Source organism: Bacillota bacterium (assembly GCA_012837285.1).
Taxonomy (GTDB): Bacteria; Bacillota; DTU030; order DUMP01; family DUMP01; genus DUNI01.
This window is the reverse complement of sequence record DURJ01000061.1, coordinates 1-12445: the sequence shown is the minus strand read 5'-3', so window position 1 is coordinate 12445 and position 12445 is coordinate 1. Positions and strand designations below refer to the sequence as shown.

General features: G+C 53.7%; 12 protein-coding genes, 1 tRNA gene and 1 pseudogene. 12 read left to right on the top strand and 2 right to left on the bottom strand.

Features of this window, described 5'->3' with window-relative positions; translation table 11 throughout:
• The 7 genes from GX016_03620 to GX016_03590 form a co-directional block, all read left to right on the top strand.
• On the top strand, positions 1-266 hold a 266-nt coding region (locus GX016_03620), incomplete at its 5' end, for a urocanate hydratase (GenBank protein ID HHT70653.1).
• Positions 267-300: 34 nt separating this feature from the next.
• Positions 301-1602, top strand: a complete 1302-nt coding sequence (locus tag GX016_03615) for an imidazolonepropionase (GenBank protein HHT70652.1) — start codon at positions 301-303, stop codon at positions 1600-1602.
• A 216-nt stretch (positions 1603-1818) separates the two neighbouring features.
• Positions 1819-2715, top strand: coding sequence for a glutamate formimidoyltransferase (gene ftcD / locus GX016_03610; GenBank protein HHT70651.1), 897 nt, complete (start codon positions 1819-1821; stop codon positions 2713-2715).
• Between the two features lie 341 nt (positions 2716-3056).
• Positions 3057-3686: a cyclodeaminase/cyclohydrolase family protein gene (locus GX016_03605; GenBank protein HHT70650.1), complete on the top strand. Its 630-nt coding sequence runs from the start codon at positions 3057-3059 to the stop codon at positions 3684-3686.
• A gap of 223 nt (positions 3687-3909) precedes the next feature.
• Positions 3910-4755 (top strand): fumarate hydratase, encoded by an 846-nt coding sequence (locus GX016_03600; GenBank protein ID HHT70649.1) that lies wholly within the window; start codon positions 3910-3912, stop codon positions 4753-4755.
• A 16-nt stretch (positions 4756-4771) separates the two neighbouring features.
• Positions 4772-5332, top strand: a complete 561-nt coding sequence (locus GX016_03595) for a Fe-S-containing hydro-lyase (GenBank protein ID HHT70648.1) — start codon at positions 4772-4774, stop codon at positions 5330-5332.
• A gap of 116 nt (positions 5333-5448) precedes the next feature.
• The gene (locus tag GX016_03590) at positions 5449-7611 is read left to right on the top strand and encodes a hypothetical protein (protein HHT70647.1); all 2163 of its coding nucleotides are present in this window, start codon (positions 5449-5451) and stop codon (positions 7609-7611) included.
• A 261-nt stretch (positions 7612-7872) separates the two neighbouring features.
• Here the strand turns inward: GX016_03590 and GX016_03585 are convergent, their stop codons facing one another.
• Both GX016_03585 and GX016_03580 read right to left on the bottom strand, forming a co-directional pair.
• Positions 7873-8169 (bottom strand): flagellar protein FhlB-like cytoplasmic domain-containing protein, encoded by a 297-nt coding sequence (locus GX016_03585; protein HHT70646.1) that lies wholly within the window; start codon positions 8167-8169, stop codon positions 7873-7875.
• 219 nt (positions 8170-8388) lie between these two features.
• Entirely contained in the window at positions 8389-9360 is a 972-nt protein-coding gene (locus GX016_03580; protein ID HHT70645.1) for a flagellar hook-length control protein FliK, read from the bottom strand.
• Between the two features lie 434 nt (positions 9361-9794).
• Here GX016_03580 and GX016_03575 point away from each other — a divergent pair.
• From GX016_03575 to GX016_03555, 5 genes and pseudogenes are all read left to right on the top strand, one after another.
• A tRNA-Thr gene (locus tag GX016_03575) sits at positions 9795-9869 on the top strand.
• A gap of 249 nt (positions 9870-10118) precedes the next feature.
• Positions 10119-10241, top strand: a pseudogene (locus tag GX016_03570) (RQC domain protein).
• An 85-nt stretch (positions 10242-10326) separates the two neighbouring features.
• Positions 10327-10683, top strand: a complete 357-nt coding sequence (locus tag GX016_03565; GenBank protein ID HHT70644.1) for a cupin domain-containing protein — start codon at positions 10327-10329, stop codon at positions 10681-10683.
• Positions 10684-10855: 172 nt separating this feature from the next.
• Complete coding sequence (locus GX016_03560; protein HHT70643.1) at positions 10856-11137, top strand: DUF503 domain-containing protein; 282 nt, start codon at positions 10856-10858, stop codon at positions 11135-11137.
• A gap of 256 nt (positions 11138-11393) precedes the next feature.
• On the top strand, positions 11394-12445 hold a 1052-nt coding region (locus GX016_03555), incomplete at its 3' end, for a hypothetical protein (GenBank protein HHT70642.1).

Genomic DNA, 12445 nt, shown 5'->3' with positions numbered 1-12445 from the left:
GTGGCGGCGTCGGGATCGGGAAAGCCATCAATGGCGGTTTCGGCCTGGTGCTGGACGGCAGCCAACGGGTGGATGATATTATCAAGTCGGCCCTGCTGTGGGACGTAATGGGTGGAGTGGCCCGAAGATCCTGGGCCAGAAATCCCAATTCCATCGAGACCGTAGCTGAGTTCAATCGGAGGTACGTGGGGCGGGGGCATATTACGCTTCCTTTTATAGCTGACGACGAGCTGGTGGATCAACTGGTGGACAAGGCACTGCGATAATGTTAGATGACAGATGCTAAAGAGAGGTGAAGCTATGCAGCAGTCTCAGCAGGCCATCCTAATTACGAATATCGGTCTGTTAGCAACCCCTGAAGGCACAAGCGCCTCCCAGGGCCAGGACCAAGGAAAAGTCCGGCTACTTGAAGATGCCTATATTAAGATTAAGGACGGCGTCATTGCCGAAATCGGCTCCAATCAGGATTTGGCCAAGGACGATACAGCCAATTACCATGTGCTGGATGCCCAAGGCTCCCTAGTCACGCCGGGGCTGGTGGATCCCCATACCCATCTAGTGTTTGCCGGCTGGAGACAAAAAGAATTAGCACTCAAACTAAAAGGTATGAGCTACCTGGATATACTGCAAATGGGCGGGGGCATCCTGGACACAGTAAGAAATACCAGAGCCGCCAGCCACCAGGAGCTGGAAGCTTTGGCCCTAACATCCCTGGACCGGATGGTAGCCCATGGCACCACCACCTGCGAAGTCAAGAGCGGATACGGCCTGGATTTGCCCAGCGAAATCAAATCCCTTCAGGTGATCCAAGAACTGAACAAGAAGCACCCGGTAGACCTGGTACCCACCTTTATGGGGGCCCATGCTGTACCGCCGGAGTACAAAGACAAGGTGGCTGACTACGTGCGCGTGGTCAATGAAGAAATGATACCGGAGGTGGCCAGGCTAAAGCTGGCTGAGTTCAACGACGTGTTTTGCGAACAAGGGGTTTTTGACCTGGAGCAGTCCCGGGAAATCCTAGAGTGCGGTCAGAAGTACGGCTTAACGCCCAAGGCCCATGCCGAAGAACTAACTGCCTTAGGCGGCGCTAGCATGGCGGCTCAGGTGGGGGCTATTTCAGCTGAGCACCTTATCCATGCTACCGATCAGGGCATTGAAGATATGAGTCAAAGCGGGACGATCGCCGTGCTGCTACCGGCTACATCTCTTAATTTAGGGGCTAAATTTGCCCGGGCTCGGGATATGATTGCGGCTGGAGTCCCAGTGGCCTTAGCCACCGATTTTAACCCTGGCTCTTGCCCCACAGAGTCGTTGCAGCTCATTATGAACCTGGCCTGCATGAAGTATAAACTGACACCGGAGGAAGTCCTCACGGCTGTGACCCTCAATGCTGCTGCTGCCATTAACAGAGCGGACTCGATCGGCACCCTTGAGCCCGGCAAACAGGCTGACGTGGTGCTGTGGGATGCCCCTGATCTAGATTTCATCATGTACCGTTTCGGCACAAACCTTGTCAAGACTGTAGTGAAAAAGGGCCAAGTGTTCACTATCCCAAAAAAATTGGAACCTGTCTTGAGCTGTAATAGCCCCGGGGGCAAATAGGGTTGTTGAAAAGCCTTTTTTGTCATCGTAGGCGATCGTGAAGGACCTTTAAATTTCATCCTGCCTGTCCAGCCTGCCCAGAGCGAAGCGTGGGGAGCGAAGCGGAGGTAGCGATAGCGAAGGATCGATCCAATGGATCGCTTTTCATTTCCATTATTTGTCCCATATCCGTTTCCAGTAAATAATGTTTGATTAAGAAGCGAGGAGCGAACATACATGGCACGTTTAGTTGAATGTGTACCTAATTTCAGTGAGGGACGGCGGCCAGAGGTAATCGAGGCCATTTTAGCTGAGATCCGTCAGACGACTGGAGTGCGGCTGCTGGATGCTTTGCCTGATGCCAGCCACAATCGTACCGTGGTCACCTTTGTGGGTGAACCGGAGGCGGCCAAGCAGGCGGCTTTTAAAGCCTGTGCTAAGGCGGCTGAGTTAATTGATATGAATAAGCACCAGGGGGAACATCCCCGCATTGGGGCTACTGACGTAATTCCCTTTACCCCACTGGCTGAAGCTACCATGGCCGAGTGTGTGGATTTAGCCCGAGATTTAGGGCAAGAAATAGCGGAGAAATTGGGGATCCCGGTTTATTTATACGAACAGGCTTCTACCGGGCCCCACTTAACAACGCTGCCCCAGATTCGAGCTGGCCAATATGAAGGGCTAAAAGAAGCTATCAAGACCCCAGAGCGCTGGCCGGATTTTGGCCCCCATGAGACTCATCCTACCGCCGGTGCCACTGCCGTGGGCGCCAGGGAGTTTCTCATTGCTTTTAACGTTAATCTTGATACTGCTGACGTAACCATTGCCAAGAGCATCGCCAAAGCCATCCGCGAATCTAGCGGCGGCTATAAGAATGTAAAGGCGCTGGGGATCATGATCGAAGAGCGCAATCTGGCCCAAGTGACTATCAACATGTGCAATTACAGAACCACACCTTTGCACCGAGTCTTTGAGACGATCAAAAACGAAGCGGCCCGCCACGGGGCAAACATAGTGGGCAGTGAGATTATCGGGCTCACGCCTATGCAGGCCTTGGTGGATGCCGCCGCCTTTTACCTGCGCTTGGAGGACTTTCAGCTGGAACAGATCATCGAGACCAGGCTGTGGGAATAGTAGGGACCGACCCCTGTGTCGGCCCGCTTTGGGTATATGTTAAGACGACAGGTCTTGGCGGTTGCCGGGCCCATCCTCACGCTCCGCGGCGCCCGCCAGAACGACCGAGCTTGGCTCACTCGGGCCGCCTCTGAACTCGCCCTAACGGGCTCAGACATGCATCGGCGGTTTTCCCTAGTTCGCCTCGCTCTTTTAATTGGGGCTAAAGCTACGCGTTGAGGATGGGTCCGGCAACCATCAGTATCCCGATGGCCTGACAGGGGGAACTAGGCTTGGTGTAGGGACCGACCCCTGTGTCGGTCCGTTCCTAGGCATACCATGACCACAAAGGAGATTAGCAAATGCTTAATTTAACGGTGAATGATTTCCTGAAGCAGCTGGCTTCCGCTGCTCCGGCTCCCGGCGGCGGCAGTGCTTCCGCCCTAACTGGAGCGCTGGCAGCTGCGCTGGTTAACATGGTGGCTAACCTTACTCAGGGGAAAGAAAAGTTTGCCGCTGACGAAGAATACATGTCTCAGTTAATCCAAGCTGCCGCTGTTGTGCGCCGGCAACTGGCCGAGCTTATGGAAGAAGATACTTTGGCTTTTCAACAGGTAATGGCGGCTTTCAAGCTACCCCGGGAGACAGCTGCCGAGAAAGAGCATCGTCAAGCCCGGATTCAAGCCACCATGATCCATGCCGCCCAGGTGCCGCTAAAAACAGCGGAGACAGCTTTGAGAGTGCTGGAGCTGTCTCAAATAGCAGCCGAAAAGGGGAATCCGTCTGCCGTAAGTGATGCCGGCGTGGCGGCACTGCTGGCGCAGGCGGCGGTGGAAGGAGCAGCCCTGAATGTAAAGATCAACCTGGGCTCGATTAAAGATCAAGCGGCTAAATCTGATCTGGCTGAGCACATAGATCAGATAGCGCAAACGGCCCGCTGCTTAGCTAACGATGTGTTGGCAGCCGTGGAAAACAAGATCGACGGCCAATAAACAAGGTTATTGACCGGGACTTCAAGAAGCGAGAACCGGAACAAGGCCTGGCATCACTTAGATGGTGCCAGGCCTTTATCATCAGCTTCAGGCTGGTTTGCGGACTGGCCGGGCCGGACGGGTCTAAGGCTAGTGTCAGGGACGGGGGTCAGTTTATCTGTTGCCAAGGGTAGCTGCGTGTAGTATGTTAGAAGAACACAGACTGAGAAAGAGGGGAATGACCATGCGCGAAATCCAGGCGGCGTCTATCACTAAGGTGGTTCGAGATCTATTTGTTTCGGCCAATTACTTTATCCCCTCAGATATTTTAGCAGCGCTAAAGCAGCAGCAAGAGACAGAACTGTCCCAGTTTGGCCAGATGGTGCTGGATCAGATAATCGAAAACGACCGCTTGGCGGCGGCCAAGAAAATGCCTATTTGTCAGGATACAGGGATGGCCGTGGTCTTTGTGGATTACGGTCAAGATGTCCATGTAGTGGGTGGCAGCTTTGAACAGGCGGTGGAAGAAGGGGTGCGCCAGGCGTACACCGAGGGTTACTTGCGTAAATCAGTGGTGTCCGACCCGCTCTTTGCCCGCACTAATACAAAAGACAATACCCCGGCGGTGATTCATGTGCGCATAGTGCCGGGAGAGAACTTGCGCTTTCTGGTGACACCCAAAGGGTTCGGCAGCGAGAATATGAGTGCGCTCAAGCTGCTCACTCCGGCGGCGGGGGTGGACGGAGTCAAACAGTTTGTTCTCGATACGGTGCGCCAAGCCGGCCCCAATCCCTGTCCCCCGATCATAGTGGGTATCGGCATTGGCGGTACCATGGATAAAGTGGCCGAGTTGGCCAAGCGGGCTACTTTAAGGCCTGTGGGTAGCCGTAACTTAGACCGGCGGTATGCTGATTTAGAACAGGAACTCTTGGCTGAAATTAACGAAACCGGAATCGGACCGGCCGGGCTGGGTGGTTCCACCACTGCCCTGGCGGTAAACATTGAATGGTACCCCACCCATATTGCCGGGCTGCCGGTGGCGGTAAACATTGTCTGCCATGCTTGCCGGCGGCAGGAAGCAGTTCTCTAACCGGAGGTGAGCTAATATGGATAAACACCGGTTGCAACCGCCGGTTACCGCAGAAGAGGTGCGGCGCCTTAAAGCCGGGGATGTAGTTACCATAACCGGACCAATATATACCGCTCGCGACGCGGCTCATAAGCGGCTGATTGAGACTCTGAGGGCCGGTAAACCGCTCCCTTTTGACCTTCAGGGACAGGTAATCTACTATGTGGGCCCCACCCCGGCCCAGCCGGGACAGGTTTCAGGTTCAGCCGGACCCACCACCAGTGGGCGCATGGATCCGTACACACCGGCACTCTTGGAGCAGGGGCTCAAGGTGATGATCGGCAAAGGACGGCGGTCACCGGAGGTGATCGCTGCCATGAAGGAGTTTGGCGTCGTTTACCTGGGCCTGGTGGGCGGCACGGCAGCACTGGTGGCTCAGGCCATCAAAAGAGTCGACGTAGTTGCCTACGCCGACTTAGGCGCGGAAGCTATTCATCGCTTTTACGTTGAAGATCTAGCCACAATGGTTCTCATCGATAGCAGAGGACGCGATCTTTATGAAACAGAGCCGGCTAAATACGCTTTTTCCCCGACCTAATGCAGGTCGGGTTTTTTGGGAACTTTTTGCCAGAACACTCGTCTATGTACTATAGAAGGAAAAAATCAGGAGGTGAATTCCTGATCCTGACTTTCAATAATCAAGGGGGAAGAGAAATGCGAAAACGCTTAAGTTTACTGTTGGCCGTGTTGTTAATAGTTACGGCTTCTTTACCGGCGCTGGCTGCCCCGGCACCGAAGATTAATCTGGAGCAGGCGGTGAAGATCGCCAAGGCGGCTTTTCCTGTACCGGAGGCACTGACCGAATTCGAATCCAGCTATAGCGCCTACAGTGACAAACCGCGCTGGAATCTTGACTGGAATGCTCCTTCCGGTAGCGCTATCCGTGGTAGTCTTACTGTAGCTGTGGATGCCAATAGCGGTGACATCTTAAACATGTATAGTTGGCAAGATGATAAAACTCCTAAGGCAGCCTTACCCAAATACAGTCGGGCCGAGGCAGAAAAGTTAGCACGGGAGCTGGCAGCCAACATTCAACCTCGGTTTGCCGAAACGCGTTTGGTTGAGTTCCCAGACGACGAGCGGTTTTGGGGCGGCCCTGTTTCCAGCCACAACTTTCAGTTCCAGCGGATAGTAAACGGCTATCCTTATAATAACAATGGTATCAGTGTGGAAGTGGATGCCAATACCTTCGAAGTAACGTCATACCGTTTCAATTGGGATACAGATATTGATTTTCCACAGCCGGATAAACTAATCAGCCCCGAAGAAGCGGAAGAAGCATTTTTGACCAAGGGGGCTCCACGTCTCATCTATTTTCGGCCCCGTCCTGAGGACAACAAGGAACGGCCCATAAAGCTGGTATACGACCTTGGTCGGACCACCGCCTATGTAGTGGATGCTAAGACCGGCGAAGTGAAACTGCACGACTATTGGTATGGGATCGATGGAATGGGTGGTATGGCCAAGAATGCTGAGCGGACAGCGGCAGCGGACGAACTGTCCCCGGCCGAGCAAGCGGAGGTTGAAGACATAGCTGGCCTGCTTACCCAAGAACAAGCCATCACCAAGGTGAAGGCTATGTTTAAGATTTCCAGCCAAATGAAGCTGGAACATGCTCGCTTAAGCAAAAGTTGGGAATATCCCCTGCAGCGTCAGTGGTCTTTCTCCTGGAATATAACCGCCAAGGATAAGGGCGGCGAGAGCATAAGTGCCAGTGTGGACGCCCGTACCGGGGATGTGCTTCAGTATTATTATTATCGCTGGTCCGAGGACGGCGGTAAGAAGCCTCCGATTAAATACAACAAAGATCAGCTCCAACAGATAGCGGCTGATTTTATTACCAAATATCAACCAGAACGTTTTGCCGAGTGCAAGCCGGAGGAGACGGAGCGGTCCGATTTCATTCCTTTACGCGAACAGGAACAACGCTCGTACTCCTTTAATTGGGTCCGCTATGTTGACGATATCCCGTTTCCGCAGCAAGGCTTCCGGGTAGAGATAAGTGCAGAAACAGGGGAAATAACTTCATACAACCTGGCCTGGTCCGAACCTGAATTTCCTGCTGCCGATGGTATCTTGGAGCAGGAATCTGCTAACCAGGCAGTATTTGACCGGGCTCCGCTGGTTATAGAGTACCTACCTGTACCCCGAGTAGAACCGGGCAGTTCCGACGAAGAGAAGACCAAGGTCGGCCTATTCTACCATGTTCAGTCCCGTCATATCCCCGGTCAGATGATAGACGCTCAAACCGGAGCTTTCTTGGACTATGAAGGTAATCCGGTACCTGATCGGGACAAAGCAATCTTTACTGACCTGGAGGGTCACCCCGCTGCCGATGCGGTGGCATTGCTGGTGTCCAAAGACATTGTCCAAGGCGCTCCTGATGGACTGTTTCATCCTGACGACAATATCACCCAGCCGGCGTACTTAGTGATGCTCCTTCGCAGCACGGGCTACCAGCCGCGGGGCGAGGTTGCAGACGGTCCGTGGTACAAACAGTACGAAGACCAGGCCCGCCGCCGTGGCATCTTAAAGGACGAAGACAAGATTAATCCTGTGGCTGCTATTACCCGTGAGCAGGCTGCAGTGTGGACGGTGCGGGCTTTGGATCAGGATCGGGTGGCTGCTTTGGAAGGCATTTGGAATGTACCGGCCAAGGACGCGGCCGGCATCAAATATCCGGGCCACGTGGCCTTGTATCTAGGGCAGGACCTGGATCCCGACCGGCAGGATGATTTCCGACCGGCGGCTCCTCTTACCAGAGCCCAGGCGGCCCAAGGCATGGTTCTGTTCCTCAGCCAAGAGCGGTATTACTAGACGCCGCACACGTCAGCGGTAGGGGAGGGTCAAGGGGATGGGGTTGTGGACACACCACACACCAAGCTTGCTGGCCCATCCTCACGCTTCGCGGCGCCCGCCAGAACCACCGAGCTGGCTTACTCGGGCCGCCTCTGAACTCGCCCCTTGGGGCTCGACTTGCCCATCTACAAGATGGGGACAATGCATCGGCGGTTTTCCCTCGCTCGCCTCGCTCTTTTGAATGAGGGCTAAGCTCCGCTTTGATGATGGGCCTTGCAATCATACTCTTTCTGTGGCCGGGCTCTGTCCCGGCCCGTGTTTATTCTCCAATTGATAAACCCAAGCGATCACTTCGGCTACCAAGTGGTAGAGCTCAGTTGGGATCTCTTCTTCTAGTCCTAGCCCGGCCAGTGTCAAGGCCAGGGGGGCGTTTTTGTAGATGGGTACGCCGGCTTCCTCGGCCCGCTCCAAAATTCGGTCGGCTATGAGGCCTTTGCCGCTGGCCACTACCCGGGGCGCCTGGTCTTTATCCGGATCGTAAGCTAAGGCAGCGGCCACAGGGCGTTCTTTTCTCATTGCAGGACACCTCCCCCTACTGACAGCAGCGGTTGAACCAGCATCAAGCGGTGTTGGGATACCGCTTTTTCCCTCGCTACGTCTCATTCTTTTAATGGCGGTCGCAGAGCTTCGCTTAAGGACAATCACTTAAGCCGGACCTATAGCCGAACCAGACAGGGGACACGCATAAGGCCAGGTTGTTTCTGTCCGCAATACTGGCCTACTGGGTTGGTGGATTTAGACCAGTGCATCCAGGGGCTGGTAATTTTCCGGTCCGGGCGGCTTGATCAGCTCGGCGATGCTGGTAATCTTTTTCTCGGCGGTGGTAAGGGCTGCCAGTTCCCAGCCCATGGTGTGAAAACGGTTTTTGAGTGCCGGCTGGGCAGCCTGGGCCAGGCGCAGGAAAGAACTATCTTCGGCTAAGATCCTAGCTGCCAGGTTTCGGCCCTGGATGAAGAGCAGGATCCACACTTGGCCCCAGGCAGCGGTTAAAAGGCGTATTACCAGTGACCGGGGCCAGTTATCTGGGGACCGGCTTTTTTGACCCTGGTAGCGGTAGATAACAAAGACTTCTCCTTCACTTTGTCCGGCTAGAAAGGTTAAGATCCGCACTGCTTCTTGATCCGGATACAGCGGCCAGGTGCGGTTTATAACCTCTTGTCCTTTCGGGGTTGCATCCGGACGGCGCAAGAGATATTTGAGGGCAGCCTCAACTTTCTCCGGGTGATCTTTCAAGGCCAGGCTGTGCAAGAAAGCACGGCTGGCCCAGAATGCAGGCCGTTCTTTTGCCGGCACAGCTTGGGCCGCGTTGACAAATTCCTGCACCAACTTCTGACTTAGCGGCAGACGCCAGCGCAGCAGCTGTTGCACCGCTGTTTCACCCTCGTCGTTGGGCTTAAGGCCAAGTGCTTCAAGCAGCAACTTGGCATCCAAGTCCGGTTCAAACTTGGTGGGCAAGAGCTTTACTTGGATTCTGTCCGGCTCCACTTTTTGCACCTGAACCCAGAAAAGGCCAGTCTCTGAAGGCAATGCTCCACTAGCAGAATATGTGCGTCCGGCCAGGTGCAGAGTAGCTGTGCCGTCGCCGGCAGCCATTAGCCTGGCCGGTAGCACTTGACCGGGCTGCAGAGGCAGTTCGCTATCAGGAGGCATAAGCTCAGGGGACGGAAGGATAGGAACAAAGTTAAGATACATAATTTCATCACCCATTTTTATCCTTGCTATACTTATCGGCAATTATGTGCATTTAACAAAACCTACAACTTGGTGACACTAGATATCGTATTATTCTAAGGGATCGGCCTCTCCATTCACGCCTGGGCTCTGTCCTGAACATAAAAGGCAAAACCATGGTGTAAGGCCGGGCTCTGTCCCAGCCCACAAGTGTGCGATTCTGTGAGCAATGCAGCGCTGCCCGTAGCACGGCAAATGAACAGATTACCCGTCATTTTGAAGGAGCAAAGTGACAACGAAGAAGAGTTTTTATGGCACGGTGTGAAGGGGCACTTGTTACCCCTGAATAGACACTTATGGATATTATGTGAATGAAGTGAGTGATCCCGAGCTCTTGCGCATCAAGGCGGAAGCAAGTATAATATAGACAGCGCGTCACGGGCGTGCTTTCGGTTTTAACCTAAATAAAAGCCGATGTAGCTCAGGGGTAGAGCAGTGCATTCGTAATGCACCGGTCGGGGGTTCAAATCCCTTCATCGGCTCCAGCAGAAAAGCTAGACCCCGCAACGGTTTGCGGGGTTTTTGCTTTGGCCCGATATGATGCTGAAGATGCGTTTCGGTGCCCAAACGGTGCCCAAACGGTGCCCAAATTTTATTTTAGCTTGTTGCCAGTACAAGCCACCCAATAAGATCCTGGGGTATGGATAGCTTTTCTTCTGGGCTGCCTCAGTTCCGATTGAAGGTCCCGACCCTTTTTATTCACATCCCCCAGGGCCTTGTTGAGAGGTTGAACAATAAAGCAGACCGGCAACGCCAGGTTTATACCGATCCTAAAATTCTGGCAGGAAATTGAGTACAAGAAGGTACGGGCTGCAATTCAAAGGGCTATTGATCAGCGGAGAAAAGGAACTGAGTTTCGGCCAAATCCTCTAGTTGGGCGGAAGGTTTTGGCCCCTCGAGGTGGAATTCAATTAGTATCAGAAACGAAATGGGGGATGGCCGATGCTAAGACGAGCTGAGGACATGAGGTCGGAAATAGGCACGAATTTACGCGGCGGCCAAGGGCAGGTGGAAATGACTCATATTCTGGAAAGCAGCCAGAACGAGTTCAATGACAAAGGCCGGGTGTTTGCTAGAATAACCCTTCCACCCGGGGCTTCGGTAGGTTACCATCAGCATGTGGGGGATTCGGAGGCATATTATATACTTAGCGGGCAGGGCATAGTAAATGACAATGGAACCGAAGTGGCAGTAAAGGCCGGGGACATGGTTTTGACCCGAGACGGGGAGTATCACGGTATAGTTAACACCGCTGCTGCCGAGGATCTGGTGTTTATAGGGCTAATTTTGTTTGCTTAACAAAGAAACGACAACTGCTTCCCCGCGTTTAACGGGGCTTCCCCGCGTTTAACGGGGCTTCCCCGCCTTGAGCGGGGCTTTTTACTCGTTTTACCAGCGACCGCTGGGTGTAGTTAGGCTAATCCCAATTGTGCCAGGAACAGCGAAGCGAGGCCGAGGAGGACAGACGCAAATGATTGTGGGGACGCTTACCGTAGAGATTCATTTAGGCGCCGTGTTTTCGTTAAAAGAGAAAAGACAAGTGGTGCGGAGTGTGGTGGACCGGATCAGGCAGCGGTTTAATGTGTCGGTGGCGGAAGTTGCGCGGCAGGAAGACCACCGCTGGGCCGTTCTCGGGATCGCCTGTGTGGCCAATGCCACCAACCATGTGGATCGGCAATTAGACCATATTCTGGATTTCCTGGAGAAAGACGGCCGCTTTGCCGTGGTAAATATACAGAAAGAAATACTCTAGGCCGATTTTGTTGATGTTGTCGGCTAGCTCTGAAGACATAGCATTGATGAAGCAATGTTTGTTAGTAACTTGTGGAACCAATGCGAAGTTGCCGCGTCTAATACATTAGACAAGGTTGCCGGATTCTTCAGGTGTTACCTGGAGGGCTAAGCCCTCCAGCAATCCGGCCGTGAGTGGGGTTGGGGAGCTAGGGTAAGAGAGTTGGAACAAGTAGTTTACAGTCTGAACCAACCTAACTTTTAAGGAGGGGTTTGTGGTGCCAACGAAGAGGTTCTTTCAAGCTGCGTCCCTGAGTCTTATTTTGGTCCTGGTGCTTGGTACCGGTGCCTTCGGGGCGGTTGCGCCAGGTTCGGTGGTGCTCAGTCCTAACCAGGTCGGAGCGGCGGTAGATATGACAGTGAGTTTTCAGTTGGGACCGGGAGAGAATCTGTCGGAGCAAAAGGGAGATAGCATAACAGTCATAATTGACAACCGGTTTACGTTGCCTACCACAATCAGTACTAGCCACGTCTTTGTGAACGGCGAGCAAGCCAAGGCAGTTACTGTTGACAAGAACGACGGCGAGATCGAAGTGTCGGTACCGCAGGATCTAGCCGGCGGGGAGAAGGTAACAATTATCTTCTTGATCGGAGCCAAGATCGGCAATCCGGACACAGCCGGCACGTATGACATCGGCGTACGCACATCTGGCTCCAAGGACGATCCTGTGTTATGGCTGCGTTGTAACGTGCTGGGCAAACCGGTCAGCAACGTAAGTCAACCCAGCGTTACCATCAGCCCGGCTGTTGCCGGCCAGGCGGCTCGTTATACCATAACCTTTACCACCGGGCCCAGCGGCAGCTTACAGGGAGGCCAAGATCAGATCACCTTAACTTTCCCCAGTGGGACCTACCTGCCGGCTTCGATTCCTGCCGGCAGCATTAAAGTAAACGGGGCGACGGTGAATATTGGAACGGTGAGTAAGTCCGGCTCTGCCATTACGTTTTACTTGCCGTCCCAGGTTAACGTGGGCGGTTCGAAGCCGGTTACAGTGGTAATTGAGTCATCGGCTGGGATCAAAAACCCGACAGCGGGATCTTATACCCTCAAAGCCAATACCACTGCAGATCCCACTCCAGTTACTTCCCACTCGTACACCGTTATCACCGGCAGCATCAGTCAGCCCACGGTAACAGTGGATCCGGACCTTGCCTGGGCCGACGGTAAATATACCATTGGCTTTTCCACCAGCAGCGTGGGAGCACTGGTTGGCGGTGTCGACACTATTAGCGTGGTTTTTCCCAAGGGAACAACCATTCCCAGCCAAAT

Coding starts and splice junctions, on each gene's coding strand:
- GX016_03615 (HHT70652.1), top strand. CDS start 301: ATGCAGCAGTCTCAGCAGGCCATCCTAATTACGAATATCGGTCTGTTA.
- ftcD (HHT70651.1), top strand. CDS start 1,819: ATGGCACGTTTAGTTGAATGTGTACCTAATTTCAGTGAGGGACGGCGG.
- GX016_03605 (HHT70650.1), top strand. CDS start 3,057: ATGCTTAATTTAACGGTGAATGATTTCCTGAAGCAGCTGGCTTCCGCT.
- GX016_03600 (HHT70649.1), top strand. CDS start 3,910: ATGCGCGAAATCCAGGCGGCGTCTATCACTAAGGTGGTTCGAGATCTA.
- GX016_03595 (HHT70648.1), top strand. CDS start 4,772: ATGGATAAACACCGGTTGCAACCGCCGGTTACCGCAGAAGAGGTGCGG.
- GX016_03590 (HHT70647.1), top strand. CDS start 5,449: ATGCGAAAACGCTTAAGTTTACTGTTGGCCGTGTTGTTAATAGTTACG.
- GX016_03585 (HHT70646.1), bottom strand. CDS start 8,169: ATGAGAAAAGAACGCCCTGTGGCCGCTGCCTTAGCTTACGATCCGGAT.
- GX016_03580 (HHT70645.1), bottom strand. CDS start 9,360: ATGGGTGATGAAATTATGTATCTTAACTTTGTTCCTATCCTTCCGTCC.
- GX016_03565 (HHT70644.1), top strand. CDS start 10,327: ATGCTAAGACGAGCTGAGGACATGAGGTCGGAAATAGGCACGAATTTA.
- GX016_03560 (HHT70643.1), top strand. CDS start 10,856: ATGATTGTGGGGACGCTTACCGTAGAGATTCATTTAGGCGCCGTGTTT.